We start from the raw sequence: 18,132 nt of genomic DNA on the forward strand, positions 1-18,132 counted from the left end.
GCCTGCGATGGACGGCACCTGACCGTCTGGCCAGTTCCTGTTGGCCAACCAGTTCATCATCACTCCCGGGGGATTTTTTCGTGCATCGTTTCCAACTTTCCTGCGCTTGTCTCATCAGTCTGGCTGCCCTTGGCAGCACCGCCCAGGCGGCCAACCTCGGCGTGAGCGGCGAAGTCGGCACCACTGGCGTGGGCGTCCACCTGAGCGTGCCGCTGGCGCAGCAGCTCAACGCCCGCTTCGGGGTCAACTACTTTGATTATTCGTTCAATTCAAGCACCAATGATGTGAACTATGACGCCAAAGCCAAGCTGCGCACCTTCGATGCGCTGCTGGACTGGTTCCCGTTCGACAATGGTTTCCGCCTCTCCGGCGGCGTGATCTACAACGGCAACAAGATCGATGCCACCGGCAAGCCCAAGGCCAACGGCGTCTATACGTTCAATGGCAACGTCTATACCGCCTCCCAGGCGGGCCAGGTCGATGGCCGCATCGATTTCAAGAAGTTCGCGCCCTACGTGGGCCTGGGCTATGGCAATGCGGCTGCGCCGGGTAAGTCGGGCTGGGGCTTCACGGCGGATGTGGGCGTGATGTTCCAAGGCAATGCGTCCACCTCGGTGAGCAACTCCGGCTGCAACGCGCCGGCCGCCATCTGCTCGCGTCTGGCTACCGACATCGCGGCGGAAAACGCTCAGCTCAGCGACAAGGTACACGGCTACAACCTGTACCCCGTGCTGCGCCTGGGCGTGAGCTATCAGTTCTGACCGCCCGCAAGGGCCTGTGCGTAACAGGCCCGCAAGGCGTGGTAGTCGTAGTAGTGGCTGCCGGGTGAGATCCTGGCGGCATCACAGGACGGCTTGAAATCCACTTCTGCTTCGTTGTACAGCAGGCGCACCACGGTGCGTCCTGCTGCATCGGCAAACATGTCCCATTGCAGGTTGGCGGCCATCGGCGCAATCTGCGCGCCGCGCCAGCCATTGCGGGCCGGTGCATAGGGTTCACGCTCGTCCACCTGCTGCGCGGCGCCCGGCAGACCCATCAGGGTGGCCAGCGGAATGACGATCTCGGCATGGGCAAAGCGCAGCTTGGCCAGATGCTGGCGCTGGCCACGGTCAATGGCGTCGGCCTCGTCAAAGAAATCCTGCAGCAGGATGCGCGCCATGCGCCAGGTCACATCGCCCTGCTCCACCATGCCCGGCCCCTTGCTGTAGAAATCTTCAGCCTCTTCGGCTTCGGCGAAGACCTGCGCCGCCGTGGGCGGCATGACACCTGCAAAACTCTTCACATTGCTGCCAGCCCGCTCCAGTTCGGCGCTCATCCCGGCGCTGATGGCATACAGGTCATACAGCGCCCAGGCCGCCTGCACACCGTTGGCGATGACGCTGCGGCCGTCGCCGGTCAGGGTGTTGGTATACCGTCCATCCTCGCTGGCAAAGCTCAGCGTGCCGCTGTTGCTGAAACGGTAGCCCCCCTGCTCAAGGCGCTTAAGGAAATCCGGCCGGAAGAGCCGCGACAGGACAGCATCGGCCGCGCCCTGCAAGCGCGGATCCTGGCGGATGCGCGCCAGTTGCGCCTGCAGCGCTGCGCCATGCTGATAGGCCTGGTAGGCCTGGCTATCCTTCCAGGTCTGCAGGCGCAGCGTGGCCGTCTCTGCCGGCGGGGTCTTGGGCAGACGATGGAAATACAGCAGGTAGGCGTCCTGGGACGGCCCCTTCACATGTCCGCGCAAGCCAGGTCTGGCCTCCAGCAGCGACTGCGTGAAGGCTTGTGCACTGTCCACTGCACGATCCTTGCCCGAGCTGACCACGACCACCTCGCGCTGGTCCGACTTGGACTCATCGAACAAGCCGGGCAGTCGCTGCACCATCCGTCGCGCCAGCTCGGTGTGCTCCTGCAGCCCCACCAGCGTCTCGTTGCCATAGCCGGGCTCGCTGATGCCGGCCACGCCCGCTCCCAGCAGGAAATTGGCCCGCAGCATGGCCTGCAAGGCCGGCCCCAGCGTCTGACCCAGCGGGGTCAGCGCGTGCTCCTGGTCGGCCTGTTGCCAAAGGCGATAGAGGGCCAGATCGGATTTCATCCCGGTCAGGCCACGGGAACCGTGGCGCGCCAGCAACTGGGTGAACACCGGCGCATAGCCGGCAGGTACCGGCTCCAGGCTGGAGATCGCCTGACGTGGGACATAAGGCGTCTTGGTCTGGCGATCGTCACGATCGGCGGCCTGCGCCAGGCTGGCCGCCAGCAACAGGCCGGCCAGCCCGACCCAGGCCCTGGCAGTTTTATGGGAGGTCATGCCACCGATCATGAGATATCAGCCTTTCCGTATCGAGAACCCGTCACCCTCAGAACTCGGCACGCACGTTCAGGTTCAGGGTACGCGGCGCGCCCACGTTCAGGTAGTTTTCCTGATAGTAGGTCCAGTACTTGCGGTTGGCCAGATTGGTGATGTTGGCGCTCCAGGTGGTCATGTGGCCGCCGATGCGGGTGCGGTAATTCAGACCGGTATCGAAGAGGCTGTAGGGCGAAATCATGTTGGTATTGGCCGAATCCAGCGCCATGGTACCGACATACTGCGCACCCGCATGCAGCGACAGGCCCGGCAAGCCCGGCACGCGATAGTTCAGCTGCGCACCGGCCTGCATCTCGGGCGCACCGACGACGCGCTTGCCATTGACGCCCGCGGCCGCATGAGTGACCTCCGAACCCAGCACCATCACGCTGCCGTCCAGGCTCAGGTCGCGCGTGAGTTGCAGCGATCCATTGGCTTCCACACCGCGATAGATGCTCTGGCCATCGGCCACATAGACGTTGGCGCTGTTGGTGTACTGCGAACCGCGCTCGATGCGGAACAAGGCCAGGCTGCCATTCCAGCCGTCATGCTCGGTCTTGACACCCACTTCGGCCTGCTTGCTCTTGATGGGCGCGAAGGTCTGGTTGGCGTTGACGGTGCTGGTCGGTGCCGAAGCGCTCTGCTCCAGAGCCTCTGCATAGCTGACGTAGACCGTGGTATCGACGCGTGGCTTGTACATCACCGCCACCGTCGGGGTCCACGGACTGGCGGTGAAGCGGGCACTGGTCGCGTTGGTGGTGGTGTAGGCCGTATCGATGTAGTTGGTATAGCGCAGGCCGGCCAGCAGCGACCAGCGCTCGTCGAACTTCATCGTATCGCTGGCGAAGAATGCGGTCTGGGTGGTCTTTTCATCGCGGTAGGTACCGCCGCTGTAGTTGACCGCATCGGCCGAGTAGATCGTCGGCGAGTACAGATTGCCGGTACCGATGTAGGGCTTGGGCGTGGTCACCGAGGAAGTCGAGAGCAGGTTCTGCGCCATCGCGCCGAACACCACCTCATGCTGCAGGAAACCGGTGCGCACCTTGCCCTGGACCATGGCCTGCGCCTCATTGAATTCGTAGCCGTGGTATTCGGAGGTCACACGGTCACGGTAGTTGGCCGTGTTGCTGGTGATGTAGTACTGGTCTTTCTTGTAGACACGCACCGATTCCGAGTGGCGCAGGGCGACGGTGGTCTTCCAGTCATCGGAGAGGCGATAGTCCGCGCTCAGGGTCACCAGACGGTAATCGACGTCGGTGTAGGAGCCATTGCTGTAGAGGCGCGTGTCGCCAGCCAGCGGCGCGGGAATCTTGAAGCCGCTGACGATGACGTCGGTACCGCCGGTGGTGATGCGGCGCTGGTAGAGGGCATCCAGGCGGACGGTGAGGTCGCTGGTCAGGCGGGCATCGAAGGATGCGCCGATGGACTGGCGGTTGATGCTGCCGTGATCGGCTTCGGTATCGCCGTTCTCGTTGACCAGGTTGACGCGGTAACCGAAGCGCTGGTCTTGGCCGAAACGGCCACCGGCATCGACATGCTCCTTCCATGTGCCACCGCTGGCATAGCCGATGTCGGTGGCGAAGAAGGTGTCATCGGTGGGACGCTTGGTGACGTAGTTGACGATCCCGCCCGGCGAGCCAAAGCCATACATGAAGCCCGACAAGCCCTTGAGCACTTCCACCTGCTCGAACATCTCCAGCGGCATCTCGGTGCCGCGGTTGATGTTGGCCAGGCCATCGATCTTGTAGCCGTTGAGGTCATCCAGACGCAGGCCGCGTACCGAGATGGTGGCCGGGTGCGTGCCATTGACGGGGCTGCTGTTGGTGACGCTGGCATCGTACTTCAGCACTTCGGCCAGGGAGGTGGCCTGGCGGTCTTCGATCTCGTCGCTCTTGACGGCGCGCGTGGAAAACGGCGTCTCCAGTTCGGAACGGTCACCGAGGGCACCACTGCTGACCTTCTCGGCCAGCTTCTTCTTGTCGGCGTCGCCGGTCACGGTGATCTGCGGCAGCACGCTGTCATCGGCCTGCGCCAGCAGCGGACCGGCGCTGCCCAGCAGGAGACCGGCGCCCAGCAATGCGCGCCGCATGGTGGAAGGACGAGGGGTGGCAATACGTCTGGAAATCATATCGAACTCGCAGTGGAGGGTTGAGAGAGGGAAATGGTCTTGCGTTGTTGTATGGGCCGAACTTGGACATTCTTGGACATGCCCGATCAGCCTTCGGTATGGTTTGGATCTGCTCCGCCTTACGGGCGCGGATCGGTGACGAAACCGATCTTGGCCAATCCGCCTGCCTGGGCCATGGCCATCACCTGCGCCACCTTTTCATAAGGCGTGGTGCGTTCCGCGCGCAAGTGCAACTCGGGCGGCTGCGGCCCGGCGGCGGCCGCGCCGATGCGCTGCCTGAGCTGGGCCTGGTCGACCGGTTCATCATTCCAGAAGGTCTTGCCGTCGGCATCGATGGCCAGGTTGATACTGTCCGGCTTGAGCGTATCGGGCTGGGCGGTGGCGTGCGGCAGGTCGATCTTGACGGCGTTGTTCATGACCGGCACGGTGATGATGAAGATGATCAACAGCACCAGCATCACGTCCACCAGCGGCGTCGTATTGATTTCGGGATTGAAGTCGTCGTCCGAATCCGACAGCGAGCCCATGCCCATCACGCCGCTCCCTGGGCGCGCAGGCGCATGGATGCGGACGACTCGGCCGGGCCGCTGGCGCTGTCGGCGCGGGCACCCGTGACGAACAAGGCATGCAGTTCGAAGCCGAACTTGTTCAGCCGCGCGAGGATGCTCTTGTTGCCGCGCAGGAGCGCGTTGTAGCCGAAGGTGGCGGGAATGGCCACCGCCAGGCCCAGCGCCGTCATGATCAGCGCTTCACCGACGGGACCGGCCACCTTGTCGATGCTGGCCTGGCCGCTGCTGCCGATGGACACCAGGGCGTGATAGATGCCCCAGACGGTGCCGAACAAGCCCACGAAAGGCGCGGTCGATCCGACCGAAGCCAGCACCGCCATGCCTGACTGCAGGCTGGCCTGCGCCTCGTCGATGGCCTGACGCAGCGACAGCGTGACCCACTCGCTGACTGGCAGGCGATCCTGCAGCTGGCCCTGGTGGGTGGTGTGATGATCGACCGCAGCCAGACCGGCGCTGGCCAGGTCGGCAAAGGGATTGTCACGGCCCAGGACGGTGACGCCGGCAGCGACGTTCCCGGCTTCCCAGAAGGCGTGACCGGCCGCATGGGCGGGGGTACGGTAGCGCCACAGCTGCACGGCCTTGGTCAAGATGACATACCACGACGCCACCGACATCATCGTCAACAACACCGCTACCGCCTTGGTAACGACATCGCCTTGCGTCCACAAGGCCGAGAGGCCGTAAGGGCTTGCATCCATTGTTTCTTCCTTTCTGGGGGGATTACTGGTTCAGTTGAAATTTGATCGGCACCACGACGTAGGCCGGCTGTGCCCTGCCCTGCTCGACATAGGGCTGGAAGCGAGCGCGCGCGACGGCCTCGCGTGCAGCCTGGTCGAGGCTGGCAATGCCGGAAGAGCGCTCCAGCGCGATGTGCTCCACGCCACCCTGGGCATTGATCAGCACGCGCAGCAGCACTTCGCCTTCATCGCCACGACGCCGTGCAGCAGCGGGATAGACCGGTTGAGGAGGAATGAGGTACTGCACGCCGCTGGTGACCAGCGCCGGCCTGGCGGGAGCAGCCGGTGCCGGTAATGCCGGGGACGCCGGGGCCACCGGTTCGGCAGCGGCGGCCGGAGCAGCTGAAGCGGGAACGGGCGCTGCCGGCGCGGTCACGGCAGACGGCGCGGCACTCACCGGCGTCGGCAAGGGAGCGACCTTCGGGTGCGGCTGGGGACGCAGCAATGGCACCGTGCGCACAGGCTGTGGCGCGGGCGCCTGAGCCGGCTGCGGCGCAGCTTCGAGGACCGCCAGCATCACGGCAGGCGGTACAGGTACCGCAACGGCTGCGGGTGGCGCCACGTGCATGGACGTGGCCAGCCACAGCAAGCCCATGTGGGCCGCGACCACCAGCAGCAGCGGCCGTGCGCTGCGCAGCATGGCTGCGCCCGGCGCCGCAGGCTGCGGAAAATAAGGGAGGGAGGACTGCATGACTCTTGCCGCGCGAAGCGGTGTCGCTTTGAAAAAAGCAGGAGTCTAGGGAGCGTTCATGACCTCGCCGTTACGCTTGTGTTACAACGCCGTCAGGAATCCCCGATGAAGTGTAAATAGTTGTAAGGAAAATCAACTGACGGGATTGAACACGCGATACCGGGAGTCTCAGGCGCCTCTGCACCCTACGGTGGCGCGCCAGCACAGGATCGATCCGGCACACACCAGCGCCGCCCCGATCCAGAACGAAGGCGGCAATGGTGCGCGCAGCAGCAGCGCCGACAAGGCCGATGAAAACACGGGAATGAAATAGGACGCCCCCGCCAGCACGGTCACGTTGCCATGCAGGATGCCCACGTTCCAGGCCGCATAGCCCAGCCCCATCGCAGCGGCGGCCAGCAGCAGATACGCCAGTGCGGGCAGACTGAAGGATAGTTCACCCGCATGCCCGCCCAGCAGAACCTTCGCCCACAAGGCCAATGCGACCAACATGAAGAAAAACGTCACGCCATTCTTGCCTTGCGCGATGCGCGTGGTCACCGTGCAGTAGGCTGCCCAAATCAATGCCCCCACGAAAGCCAGGCCATAGCTCAGTGGATTGTCGCGGATGTTGTCCAGCATGCCGGCCAGGTCCAGCCCCTGGTCCCCGCCCAGCACCCAGCAGATGCCCAGCATGGACAGAATGAAACCCGGCACCACCAGCAGCGTGGCGCGCTGACCGCCGAACAGGATCGCGGCCACCAGCGTGAAGGTCGGCCACAGGTAGTTGACCATGCCCACTTCGATGGCCTGGCGGCCGCTATGGGCATAGCCGATGGACAGCGACAGGCACAGTTCATACGCCACGAAAAGCCCGCTGCCCCACAGCAGATACCTGCGCGGGAAACCCGACAGACGCGGCAAGCCAACCGAAACCAGCAGGATCAGCGAGGCCACCGTATAGATGGCCGCGGCCCCGCCGGTGGCGCCCAGATGTTCGCTCACGCCGCGGATCAGCCCGACGATGGCGCTCCACAAGACCACCGCACTCAGTCCGATCAGGGTTGCCTGCTTGCTCTTCATTGCGCCTGCCCAAAAGCGCCAAAGTGTACCGCAACGGGGCAATTCCTCGTCCGCCCTCCCCTGCACGGGAGGCCGACAACGGCGATATGTTAGAATCCTGCCCCTTCTGCCCGGCCGCGACCGCAGTCTGTCTGCGGCTGCCAGGTATTTCATGGGTTCCCTCGCCCCCATTCATCAAAAAGGTTCATATGACAACGCTCGACCTGCGCCGCCACGGTGCGCTGCTGACCTGGCTTTCCCTGTTCCACCTGCTGGTGATCACGTCCAGCAATTATCTGGTGCAGCTGCCCGTTTCCATTCTCGGCCTGCATACCACCTGGGGCGCCTTCAGCTTTCCCTTCATTTTCCTGGCGACCGATCTGACGGTACGTTTCTTCGGCGCGCCGCTGGCCCGCCGCATCATCTTTGCGGTGATGCTGCCGGCGCTGTTCATTTCCTATGGCGTCTCGGCGCTGTTTTACCAGGGGCAATGGCAGGGCTTCGATGCGCTGGCGCACTTCAACCTGTTCGTGGCCCGTATCGCCGTAGCCAGCTTCATGGCCTATGTGCTGGGACAGGTGCTGGACGTGCAGGTCTTCAACCGCCTGCGCGCCTGGCGTCACTGGTGGCTGGCGCCGGCGGTGTCGATGGTGTTCGGCAATGCCAGCGATACCATCGCCTTCTTCTCCATCGCCTTCTGGCGCAGCAGCGATCCCTTCATGGCCACGCACTGGGTGGAGATCGCGCTGGTCGATTACGGCTTCAAGATCGCCATCAGCCTGCTGTTTTTCCTGCCGGTGTATGGCGCGCTGATGTCGTTTCTGAAGAGCTGGTTCGCCCGCCCGCTGGCGGCCGATCCGGCCTGAGTCCTGCAGCGATTTGCATAGGACGGTAAACTTGCGCCTTTGCGCGGTCACCGTCACTGCGCTCTCCCTCTCCACCCTCCACCTGGACTGCGCATGAACTGGCCCCTGTTTGCCCTTGCCGTTGCCGCCTTCGGCATCGGCACCACTGAATTCGTCATCATGGGCTTGCTGCCCGACGTGGCGCGCGACCTGGGCGTCTCGGCCCCGGCGGCCGGCATGCTGGTCTCGGGCTATGCCCTGGGCGTGGCCGCTGGCGCTCCCATCCTCGCCATCCTGACCGCCAGATGGCCGCGCAAGCAGGCACTGGTGGGGCTGATGTGCCTGTTCATCCTGGGCAATGTGCTGTGCGCGGTGGCGCCCAACTATGTGTTCCTGATGGTGGCGCGCGTGGTGACTGCCTTCTGCCATGCGGCCTTCTTCGGCATCGGCTCGGTGGTGGCGGCTGAACTGGTTTCCCCGCAAAAGCGGGCCCAGGCCGTGGCCCTGATGTTCACCGGCCTGACCGTGGCCAACATCCTCGGTGTGCCGCTGGGCACGGCCTTCGGCCATGCGGCCGGCTGGCGTTCCACCTTCGGCGTGGTGAGCGGTATCGGCGTGCTGGCCGCCGTCATGCTGTGGACCCTGCTGCCCCGGAAGATCCCCATGCAAGGCGGCAACATCTTCCAGGAGTTCCGCTCCATCATCGATACCCGCGTGCAGCTCTCGCTGCTGACCTCGACGCTGGCCTCGATCAGCATGTTCAGCGTGATCACCTACATCGCCTACATCCTGCTGGACGTGACCGGTTTCAGCGCCCGGGAAGAGAGCTGGGTGCTGCTGCTCTTCGGCGCCGGCATCACCGTGGGTGGCCTGGTCGGCGGCAAGCTGGCGGACTGGAAACTGATGCCCGTGATGTGCGGCGTGTTCCTCTGCATCGCCATCGTGCTGGGGCTGTTTTCCTTCACCAGCCATTACAAGTGGCCGACGCTGGCGACCATGTTCGCCTGGGGTGCCTTCGCCTTTGCGGTGGTGCCCGGCGCACAGATCCGCGTGCTCGATACCGCACGCGGCGCACCCAACCTGGCTTCGACTCTCAACCAGGGCGCCTTCAACCTGGGTAATGCCACCGGCGCCTGGGTCGGTGGACTGGCGATCTCGGCCGGCCTGCCGCTGACCGACCTGCCCCTGATCGGCTCGGCCTTCGCCCTGCTGGGATTGGTGACGGTGGCCTTCTCGGCCTCGCTGGACAAGCGCGTGCGCGCCACGGCCTGAACCCGCGCCACGCTCGTCAAAAAAGGCGCTTGCCCCTCGCGGACAAGCGCCTTTGTTCATCTTGCAGAAGAGGTAAAAAACCTCAGACCGCCTTCAGATGCGCCGAGGCGATGAAGTTGTCGAAGAAACTTTCACATCGTGCCAATTGCTCCAGCGTGACGAACTCATTGGGCTTGTGCGCATGGATGATGTCCCCCGGCCCGCAAATCACCGCCGGCATGCCGGCCTGGCCGAACAGCCCGCCTTCGGTGCCGAAGCCGACCTTGCGTGCGCGTTCACTGCCCAGAATACGCAACGCCGAAGTCACCAGCGGATCATCCGGTGCCGTGCTCATGCCGGGATAGGAGGTCAGCGTCTCGAATTCGATACGCCCTTGCGCGCCCTCGATCTGCATCTGCGGCAGCACTTCCTGTTCTGCATAACGCTTCACTTCCTCGAATACCTCACCCGGATCGATGCCCGGCAGGAAGCGGTGCTCGAAGACGAATTCGGCCTTGTCCGGAATGATGTTGGGGGCGTTGCCGCCGTTGGAGAGCGTGGTGACGATGGAAGAATACGGCACGTCGAAGTCGTAATCCTGCACCTCGGAATGGCGCACGCGCAGGGCGATCTCGCGGATCTTCAGCTGCATCATGGCGGCGTAGTCGATGCTGTTGATGCCCAGGTGCGGACACGAGGAATGCGCCGCATGGCCATGCACCGAGCAGCGATAGGAGCGCTTGCCCTTGTGCGCGATCACCGGCTGCATCATGGTCGGCTCGCCGATGATGACGCCGGTGGGCCTGATGTCGTTCTGCTGCAGGTCGGCCAGCAGTTCGCGCACGCCCAGGCAGCCCACTTCTTCATCATAAGAGAAGGAAAAGTGCAGCGGCGTATGCAAGCGATCCTGGGCGATGGCCGGCAGGCGCGCCAGGCAGACTGCGATGAAACCCTTCATGTCGCAGGCACCGCGACCGAACAATTTGCCATCGGCCACATGGGCCACGAAGGGATCGGTGTCCCAGTTCTGGCCCTTGACCGGCACCACGTCGGTATGACCGGAGAAGACCGTGCCGAAACGGCCGGGACCGGCATCGCCCAGGGTGGCGAACAGGTTGGCCTTGCGCCGCTCGCCGTCATAGGTGAGGCGGGTGGTGGCGCCGTGGCGTTCGAGGTAGTCGCGCACCCACTCGATGAGGCCAAGGTTGGATTCGCGGCTGATGGTGTTGAAACCGATGAGGGTCTTGAGGATATCCAGCGTCGCCCCGGTCGGTTCCGCGGCGGCGGTGTTCAGTGATGCGTTCATGATGATGGTATGCCTATTCAAATCCGGAACGCCGGGCCAGCCGTCAACAGGACAGGCCGTCTACGTGTTCCCGCAGAAGTGCAGCAAGCCGCGTGCCACCGCTGATGCCTGCCGGGATGGCGACGGACTTGGACTGATGCCCGGGCTGTCGACCGCTCCCCCGACACCGACGAATCCCGCCTGACGGGAATTTTCTTCTCCCAGGGGATCGCCTGCTCTGCACAAGAAGGGCTTAGCTTACACCGCAATGCATATGGCGGCTGAGGAGATGAAGAGTTTTTACGCACGGACGTACGCTTGTGCTCGAGCGGCGTTCGCCTCCAGAGGCAATTGCAAGGGGTCGGGCGGTCTAGTAGACAGGGAAAGCAGGACGTATCAGGAAAATCCTGCTATGAGTTTCTACGCATTTTTGTCAGACTGCGGCTGAAGTTTTGTGCCTGGAGAAGCGCCCGCAGAGGCCAGCCTGCATTCCCAAGGCACAGGAATGGTGATCAGGGTCACTACAACAGAAGGACAAGACCATGAAACCGCCGATCATACTGATGATTGAGTCGAACGGCGAAGCAGTGGAGCTGGCGCGCTTTGCGCTGTGGCGCCAGAATTTTCACTGTGTATTGCAGTGGTATGACGAAGCAGACGCCGCCATCGAGCGTTTGCTGGAGCGTCGCCAGGATGGCGACACGCAATTGCCGGGCATGATCTTCCTCGACCCGGGCATGATGGAGAACAACGGTCTGGATTTCATCCAGGCGATGAAGGCAGGCCGCGACACGCGCGGGGTACCGATCGTGGTATTTCCCGACAGTGATTATCCGCCGGAGATGCCGATGCTGATCGAGGCGGGTGCGGTGGAATATCTGCTAAAGCCCGAGACGGCGCAGCAATACATGGAAGTGGTAGTAGACCGTGCGCGGCGCTGGAGCAAGCGACGGCGCCGGCGTGGTGGCGGCGGTGTGGATGCGGGGCAGACCAGGCCATCGTGAATGCAGACGCCCATGAAAAAATGCCGTGACCTTCACCCGTCACGGCATTTTCATGAACACCTGCGCCATTGGACGGACCGATGGCTGTTTATTTCTTCACACGCGAACTGATGTGCTCATCGAAGTCGCGCTGTGCTGCTTCCAGTTTCTTGAGGGCATCCTGCCAGGGCTGGTAATCCGCTTCGGTGAGCCAGGAGCCGCCGGGGTTCTGCTTCCACTGTTCCAGCTTGGCGGTCATCTTTTCATATTCTTCCAGCTGGGCGACCAGCAGCGCTTCCATCTGTGTCTTCAGCTCTTCGGCGCGGATGATCCAGGGATCTTGGTCTTGGTTCTGGCTCTGATCCTGTTCTGACATGGGCATCTCTCTTTGGGGTGAATGAGGTGGGTGGATGCTATCACGAACGGTGGGGGCTGGCCGAGTGGCGCCGGGGGAGGAGATACCGGCCAGGGTATCTGCTGTTGCAGCCTGGGGTGTGAAGGTTTGGCTGGGTCATTACAGTCACGCACACCTCACGCAGGCCGCTCTGCAGAAGTCACGCAAAGCAAAAAGGCCTCTAACGCTGTCACGCTAGAGGCCTTTATCTGCAAGGCTTTTGCCTTGATGCATCTGGTTGCGGGGGCAGGATTTGAACCTACGACCTTCGGGTTATGAGCCCGACGAGCTGCCAGACTGCTCCACCCCGCGTCTGAAGAAGATAATTATAGGGTAGGTAAAAGAGGAATGCAAACATTTTCTGCAATCTTTTTACAGTGATACACTCCTAACCGCATTGCAACTTCCCGCCGCACCCGGCCGACGTCTCAGACGCCCGGTTGCTATAGCAGGAAAATGCACCACGGGCCTTCCCTACTATATAAATAGACAGACACCTTCCGAGCCTCTATGAAATTCTGTTCCGAGTGCGGTCAGACAGTATCCCAGCAGATTCCTCCCGATGACACGCGGCTGCGCTATGTCTGCAGCAATTGCGGAGCGATCCATTATCAGAATCCGAAGATGGTGGTCGGTTCGGTTCCGGTCTGGGAACAGGATGGGCAGGTCAAGGTGCTGCTGTGCAAGCGCGCCATCGAGCCACGCCTGGGTTACTGGACGCTGCCCGCCGGTTTCATGGAAAACGATGAAACCACCGAAGACGCCGCCCGCCGCGAAACTGAAGAAGAAGCCGGTGCGCGCATCCAGCTGCATGAACTGTTCTCGCTGGTCAACGTGCCCCACGTGCACCAGGTCCACCTGTTCTACCGCGCCACCCTGCTCGACCTCGATTACCAGGCCGGCATCGAAAGCCTCGAAGTCGCTCTCTATACAGAAGACCAGATCCCCTGGCAGGACATCGCCTTCCCCACGGTGGAGTTCACCTTGCGTGCCTTCTTTGCCGATATGAAGAAAGTGCGCAGCGGTGAAGGCAGCTTCACGCTGCACACCGAAGACATCCGCCGCCGCATGATCTGATCCGCAGGAACACGCATGATCGCCTGGCTGGACCTGGACACGCCCTTCCCCGATGTCTCCCGCGCCCTGGCCGATCCGGCCGGACTGCTGGCGGCAGGGGCGGACCTGTCGCCGCAGCGGCTGCTGGATGCCTATCGGCACGGCATCTTCCCCTGGTTCTCCGAAGGCCAGCCCATCCTCTGGTGGAGTACCGACCCGCGCATGGTGCTGCGCACCGATCACTTCATCGTCTCCGACAGCCTCAAGAAAACCCTGCGCCGCATCGAACGCAGCCGCCACGGCGACGGCCTCTGGAAGGTCAGCTTCGACACTGCCTTCGAACAGGTCATGCAGGGCTGCGCCGGGCCGCGACGGCATGAACAGGGCACCTGGATTTCCCCTGAGATCATCGCTGGCTATACCGGCCTGCATCGCGCCGGTTTTGCGCATTCCTCGGAAGTGTGGCTCAACGGCGAACTGGTGGGCGGCGCCTATGGCGTGTCGATCGGACGCATGTTCTACGGCGAATCGATGTTTGCGCGGGTGAGCGATGCCTCCAAGGTGGCGCTGGCGCATCTGGTGTTCTTCCTGCGCAGCCACGGCGTGGAGATGATCGACTGCCAACAGGAAACCTCCCACCTGGCCTCGCTGGGCGCACGTCCGATTGCCCGCAGCGACTTCCTGCGCCATCTGCGCGCAGCCATCCAGCGGCCGCAGATCCGGGGCTGGGCGCCGCTGAACCTGCTGGAGACCGGCATCCCGTCGGGCCGGCGCGACTGAGCGCGGCGCCGTTCTTCACTGCGGCCATCAAAATGGTGTAAATTGGAACCTGACTCCACGGACCGCCCGGCGCGCTCGAGCCACTCACCGCCGGCCTCCCGCAAGACAGGACAGGACGCACATGACGCATCTCAAAGACTTGCCGTTCTCCACGTTGCAGTTCTATGCAACCGCGCCCTACCCGTGCAGCTATCTCGATGACCAGCAGGCCCGCTCGCAAGTGGCCACGCCATCGCACCTGATCAATGCGGATGTGTATTCGGAACTGGTCAAGACAGGGTTTCGGCGCAGCGGCATCTTCACCTACCGCCCCTACTGCGACGGCTGCAATGCCTGCACCCCGGTGCGCATCCGCGTGGCCGACTTCGAACGCAACCGCAGCCAGCGCCGCGCCTGGGAACGCAATCGCGGCCTGCAAACCCTGGTCACCAACCTGACCTACGCTCACGAACACTACGAGCTGTACCTGCGCTACCAGTGCGCCCGCCATGCTGGCGGCGGCATGGACCAGGACAGCCGCGACCAGTACGCACAGTTCCTGCTGCAGAGCAAGGTCAACACCCGCCTGGTGGAATTCCGCGAGGCCGACGGCACGCTGCGCATGGTCAGCATCATCGACGTGCTCAATGACGGGCTCTCTTCGGTCTACACCTTCTTCGATCCCGACCTGCCGGCCGCCTCCTTCGGCACCTACAACATCCTCTGGCAGATCGAGCAGGCGCGCCAGCTGGAGATGCCCTACGTCTACCTCGGCTACTGGATCAAGAAGAGCCAGAAGATGGCCTACAAGACCAACTACCAGCCGCTGGAAGCCCTGCACCAAGGAGAATGGCGCCTGCTGGAGGGCTGAAGCGGGGTTCACGCCTGTGGCGCCGCGTATGCAAAAACGCGCACAATCGCATCAAATTGACCTGCACCACGGCATCAGGTGGGGAATGCGCCGCAGCTCACGTTAGAATAGCGGCAGTTTTTTCTGCCCTCTTCCTTTCCTGATCGTCCCATCGTGTCCGACAAATTCCTTTACGCGCTCGCGCGTCCGCTGCTGTTTTCCCTCGAACCCGAAACCGCGCACCACCTGGTGCTGCCCGCGCTGCGCTGCGCCGCGCGCTACAGCCTGACCGATTTCATCACCAGGAAACCGGCCGCAGACCCGCGCACGGTCATGGGCATCACCTTCCCCAACCCGGTCGGCATGGCCGCCGGGCTGGACAAGGATGGCGCCTACATCGACGGCCTGGCCGCGCTGGGCTTCGGCTTCATCGAAGTCGGCACGGTCACGCCGCGCGCCCAGCCGGGCAATCCGCTGCCGCGCATGTTCCGCCTGCCGGCCGCCAGCGCGGTGATCAACCGCATGGGCTTCAACAATGGTGGCGTGGATGCCTTCGTGGCCAATGTGCAATCCTCGCGCTTCTACCAGGAGCGCCAGGGCGTGCTGGGCCTGAACATCGGCAAGAACGCCGATACCCCCATCGAGCGCGCCGCCGAGGATTACGTGCACTGCCTGGAAAAGGTATATCCCTACGCCAGCTATGTGACGGTGAACATTTCTTCACCCAACACCAAGAACCTGCGCCAGTTGCAGGGCGCCTCCGAACTGGATGCCCTGCTGTCGCAGCTGAAATCGGCCCAGCGCCGCCTGGCCGACCGCCACGGCCGCTATGTGCCGGTGGTGCTGAAGATCGCGCCGGACATGGAGTTGGAACAGATCAAGAACGTCGCCGACGCGCTGCTGCGCCACCAGATCGATGGCGTCATCGCCACCAACACCACCATCACCCGCGATGCCGTGCAAGGCATGCCGCATGGGGACGAAGCCGGCGGGCTGTCGGGCAAACCCGTGCTGGAGCTGTCCAACCAGGTGATCCGGGGACTCAAGGCCGAAGTCGGCGACGCCCTGCCCATCATCGGCGTGGGCGGGATCTTCAGCGGTGCCGATGCCCGCGCCAAGATCGATGCCGGCGCCTCGCTGGTGCAACTCTATACCGGACTGATCTACCAGGGACCGGCGCTGGTGCATGAGTGCGCCGAGGCGCTGCGGGCGCCGGTGGTTGCGGCGGCAGCGCACCACTGAGCCGTCAAGGGGCGTACAAACGAAAACAGCAGGCGATGTGCCTGCTGTTCTTCTTTGCGGGAGCGTGTGGGCGCCGGTGGGCACCGTTCAGTCCTTGGACGACTCCTTCTTGAGATTGAAGATCCGGCGCGCATTGGCATCGGATTCGGACTTCTTTTCAAAATCGGTCTTTTCGCAACCGGCCAGCACAACGCCGACGACCAGCGTCAGCAGCATGACGACGACACGCATGATATTCCCCTGAAAATTCGGATGAGACCCGGATGCACGCACGCCCTCGCCCGAGGGCAGGCGGACAGCGCCGCAGAATGGGCCTCTGCAGGCAGCATATCGGGCCGGCAGGCGCCATTTTATGCGCAAAAGATCACCGTACGGCAACTCTCAGTGAAAGTTTTCGCTCGAAAGCGGTCGCCGGTCCCCTCTATAATGGCAGGCTTCCGGCAGCCTGGCCGTCGCCCTGCATTGTGTCCATGTCCGTCAATACCATCGCCATCAACCGTCAGATGCGCCGTTTCGATGACCACGCCAGTGTCTGGCTGTTCGGTTACGGCTCGATCATCTTCAAGGCCGACTTTCCCTATCTGGAGCGCCGTCCGGCGCACATCACCGGCTGGGCGCGGCGCTTCTGGCAAGGTTCGCACGATCATCGCGGTACCGCCGAGGCGCCCGGGCGCGTGGTCACGCTGGTGCCGGAGGAAGGGGCGGTCTGCGCCGGCATGGCCTATCTGATCACGCCGGAAGTCTTTGCCCATCTGGATCACCGGGAAAAGAACGGCTATTTGCGGCTGGTCACGGCGATGCGCTTCGAAGACGGCCAGGAGGCCGAGGGCCTGATCTATATCGCCGCCGAGGACAACGAAGCCTTCGCCGGCCCGGCCAGCGAGCTGGAGATCGCCCGCCAGATTGCCGGCGCGGCCGGTCCCAGCGGGCGCAACAGCGAATACCTGCTCAAGCTGGCCCAGGCCCTGCGCGAGCTGGGGGCCGAGGACAGCCACGTCTTCGCCATCGAACGCCATCTGCTGCAACTGGCTCCGCAGCAGGCCCTGTTATCGTCCGCCCCACACCCCTGAGCACCGCATCGCACACTCAACAAGGAAGAAGAACATGATCAAGACCTTCGCCGCCGGCCTCACCATCGCCCTCTCGCTGGCAGCCTGCACCACCCCGATCCAGCGTACCGCCAGCGGGGACATTCCCCCCGCGCGCGTCTATATCAAAAGCATGACCGAGCAGGCCGCAGGCCTGTCGCAGATCACCTTCAGCCGCGCCGGTGGCCTGCTCAACAATGAGTTGCTGGAACTGGCCATCAACGACGTGGTGTTGGCCCAGATCGCCGGTGGCGAGCACCTCTCGATCTGGCTCAAGCCCGGCAGCTATGATTTCAGCGTCAAGCGTGCGCAACCGCTGAGCAGCAACGCGGCCGCCGCCGTGTCCAGGCTGACCCTGCCTGTGTCACAAGGCGGCAGCTACCAGGTGCAGATCAGCACCGAGCTGCGCGGACTGACGATGCAGCTGGCCAGGTAAGCCGAGCCGCCGTCCGCCCGCAACAGAAAGCACCGGATTACGTTGCTTTGCGACACTGCCGCTGTCGTACGGATGAAACACCGCACCACCGGGGGCGGTGTGCCGCCGCCTGAGAGCAACAAGCAACACGTTGATTTAAAAGGAAATTTTTTCAAAAGTGCAGCTGCAGCGACGCTGCACGCCAACATTATTCACAAAATAGATAACTGGTATTGGGATTCAAAATTGGAAGCGCGCCCGTGAAGCGAATATATTGCAATGCAACAGATCAATTTTTTCCTCACGGAGCTCACCATGAACATCGTCGCCGACATCCTCCCGTACACCCTGCTCATCGGCGCCATGGTCGCGCGCTACCTGATTTCGGTCAAGTAAGCAGCCCCCTGGCCGGGCCACTGCCAGTCTCCTCGAGGAGGCGGCGCAAGGTCACGGAGCAGTCTTGAAAAGCGGTCTT

The 18,132-nt window shown here is 63.1% G+C and carries 20 protein-coding genes and 1 tRNA gene; 11 read left to right on the forward strand and 10 right to left on the reverse strand.

Translation table 11 applies throughout. The annotated features are described in order from the left end of the window. The first annotated feature begins 206 nt into the window (after positions 1-206). Positions 207-761, forward strand: coding sequence for a hypothetical protein (locus tag AACH55_RS16715; protein WP_338720324.1), 555 nt, complete (start codon positions 207-209; stop codon positions 759-761). Here AACH55_RS16715 and AACH55_RS16720 read toward each other — a convergent pair. The 6 genes from AACH55_RS16720 to yddG form a co-directional block, all read right to left on the reverse strand. Next, positions 752-2,287, reverse strand: coding sequence for a histidine-type phosphatase (locus tag AACH55_RS16720; RefSeq protein WP_338715788.1), 1,536 nt, complete (start codon positions 2,285-2,287; stop codon positions 752-754). The two genes, AACH55_RS16715 and AACH55_RS16720, sit on opposite strands and share 10 nt — an antisense overlap. Positions 2,288-2,336: 49 nt before the next feature. Then, positions 2,337-4,451: a TonB-dependent siderophore receptor gene (locus AACH55_RS16725; protein WP_338715789.1), complete on the reverse strand. Its 2,115-nt coding sequence runs from the start codon at positions 4,449-4,451 to the stop codon at positions 2,337-2,339. A gap of 119 nt (positions 4,452-4,570) precedes the next feature. Then, positions 4,571-4,984 carry a biopolymer transporter ExbD gene (locus tag AACH55_RS16730; protein WP_338715790.1) on the reverse strand — a complete coding sequence of 138 codons (414 nt, stop codon included), beginning with the start codon at positions 4,982-4,984 and terminating at the stop codon, positions 4,571-4,573. Then, the gene (locus AACH55_RS16735; protein WP_338715791.1) at positions 4,984-5,718 is read right to left on the reverse strand and encodes a MotA/TolQ/ExbB proton channel family protein; all 735 of its coding nucleotides are present in this window, start codon (positions 5,716-5,718) and stop codon (positions 4,984-4,986) included. Before AACH55_RS16735 ends, AACH55_RS16730 begins: the two co-directional genes overlap by 1 nt. A gap of 22 nt (positions 5,719-5,740) precedes the next feature. Further along, entirely contained in the window at positions 5,741-6,448 is a 708-nt protein-coding gene (locus AACH55_RS16740; protein WP_338715792.1) for an energy transducer TonB, read from the reverse strand. Positions 6,449-6,616: 168 nt separating this feature from the next. Further along, on the reverse strand, positions 6,617-7,510 hold the full coding sequence (gene yddG / locus AACH55_RS16745; protein WP_338715793.1) for an aromatic amino acid DMT transporter YddG: 894 nt from the start codon (positions 7,508-7,510) through the stop codon (positions 6,617-6,619). Between the two features lie 188 nt (positions 7,511-7,698). Here yddG and AACH55_RS16750 point away from each other — a divergent pair, with 188 nt between their 5' ends. Together AACH55_RS16750 and AACH55_RS16755 are read left to right on the forward strand one after the other, a co-directional pair. Beyond that, complete coding sequence (locus AACH55_RS16750) at positions 7,699-8,355, forward strand: 7-cyano-7-deazaguanine/7-aminomethyl-7-deazaguanine transporter (protein WP_338715794.1); 657 nt, start codon at positions 7,699-7,701, stop codon at positions 8,353-8,355. A 93-nt stretch (positions 8,356-8,448) separates the two neighbouring features. Further along, complete coding sequence (locus tag AACH55_RS16755) at positions 8,449-9,606, forward strand: MFS transporter (protein ID WP_338715795.1); 1,158 nt, start codon at positions 8,449-8,451, stop codon at positions 9,604-9,606. Positions 9,607-9,688: 82 nt separating this feature from the next. Here the strand turns inward: AACH55_RS16755 and argE are convergent, their stop codons facing one another. Next, the gene (gene argE / locus AACH55_RS16760; protein ID WP_338715796.1) at positions 9,689-10,891 is read right to left on the reverse strand and encodes an acetylornithine deacetylase; all 1,203 of its coding nucleotides are present in this window, start codon (positions 10,889-10,891) and stop codon (positions 9,689-9,691) included. Positions 10,892-11,412: 521 nt separating this feature from the next. Between argE and AACH55_RS16765 the strand changes: the two genes are divergently transcribed. After that, on the forward strand, positions 11,413-11,874 hold the full coding sequence (locus AACH55_RS16765) for a response regulator (RefSeq protein WP_338715797.1): 462 nt from the start codon (positions 11,413-11,415) through the stop codon (positions 11,872-11,874). An 88-nt stretch (positions 11,875-11,962) separates the two neighbouring features. Here AACH55_RS16765 and AACH55_RS16770 read toward each other — a convergent pair whose 3' ends face one another. Together AACH55_RS16770 and AACH55_RS16775 are read right to left on the reverse strand one after the other, a co-directional pair. After that, complete coding sequence (locus AACH55_RS16770) at positions 11,963-12,235, reverse strand: hypothetical protein (protein ID WP_338715798.1); 273 nt, start codon at positions 12,233-12,235, stop codon at positions 11,963-11,965. A 247-nt stretch (positions 12,236-12,482) separates the two neighbouring features. Further along, positions 12,483-12,559, reverse strand: a tRNA-Met gene (locus AACH55_RS16775). A 198-nt stretch (positions 12,560-12,757) separates the two neighbouring features. Between AACH55_RS16775 and AACH55_RS16780 the strand changes: the two genes are divergently transcribed. The 4 genes from AACH55_RS16780 (at position 12,758) to AACH55_RS16795 (ending at position 16,154) form a co-directional block, all read left to right on the forward strand. Next, positions 12,758-13,324, forward strand: a complete 567-nt coding sequence (locus AACH55_RS16780; protein WP_338715799.1) for an NUDIX hydrolase — start codon at positions 12,758-12,760, stop codon at positions 13,322-13,324. Between the two features lie 15 nt (positions 13,325-13,339). Next, the gene (gene aat / locus AACH55_RS16785) at positions 13,340-14,083 is read left to right on the forward strand and encodes a leucyl/phenylalanyl-tRNA--protein transferase (RefSeq protein WP_338715800.1); all 744 of its coding nucleotides are present in this window, start codon (positions 13,340-13,342) and stop codon (positions 14,081-14,083) included. A gap of 121 nt (positions 14,084-14,204) precedes the next feature. After that, on the forward strand, positions 14,205-14,933 hold the full coding sequence (locus tag AACH55_RS16790; RefSeq protein WP_338715801.1) for an arginyltransferase: 729 nt from the start codon (positions 14,205-14,207) through the stop codon (positions 14,931-14,933). Positions 14,934-15,086: 153 nt separating this feature from the next. Continuing rightward, positions 15,087-16,154 carry a quinone-dependent dihydroorotate dehydrogenase gene (locus AACH55_RS16795; RefSeq protein ID WP_338715802.1) on the forward strand — a complete coding sequence of 356 codons (1,068 nt, stop codon included), beginning with the start codon at positions 15,087-15,089 and terminating at the stop codon, positions 16,152-16,154. A gap of 87 nt (positions 16,155-16,241) precedes the next feature. Here AACH55_RS16795 and AACH55_RS16800 read toward each other — a convergent pair whose 3' ends face one another. After that, on the reverse strand, positions 16,242-16,385 hold the full coding sequence (locus tag AACH55_RS16800; protein ID WP_157845704.1) for a hypothetical protein: 144 nt from the start codon (positions 16,383-16,385) through the stop codon (positions 16,242-16,244). A gap of 239 nt (positions 16,386-16,624) precedes the next feature. On the opposite strand from AACH55_RS16800, the gene AACH55_RS16805 reads away from it, so the two are divergent. From AACH55_RS16805 to AACH55_RS16815, 3 genes are all read left to right on the forward strand, one after another. Beyond that, entirely contained in the window at positions 16,625-17,224 is a 600-nt protein-coding gene (locus AACH55_RS16805) for a gamma-glutamylcyclotransferase (RefSeq protein WP_338715804.1), read from the forward strand. 34 nt (positions 17,225-17,258) lie between these two features. Then, positions 17,259-17,678 carry an NAD-GH domain containing protein gene (locus tag AACH55_RS16810; protein ID WP_338715805.1) on the forward strand — a complete coding sequence of 140 codons (420 nt, stop codon included), beginning with the start codon at positions 17,259-17,261 and terminating at the stop codon, positions 17,676-17,678. A 72-nt stretch (positions 17,679-17,750) separates the two neighbouring features. Continuing rightward, positions 17,751-17,921, forward strand: a complete 171-nt coding sequence (locus AACH55_RS16815; protein ID WP_338715806.1) for a hypothetical protein — start codon at positions 17,751-17,753, stop codon at positions 17,919-17,921. Positions 17,922-18,132 lie beyond the last annotated feature (211 nt).

This window comes from Herbaspirillum sp. DW155 (genome assembly GCF_037076565.1).
Taxonomy (GTDB): Bacteria; Pseudomonadota; Gammaproteobacteria; order Burkholderiales; family Burkholderiaceae_D; genus Herbaspirillum.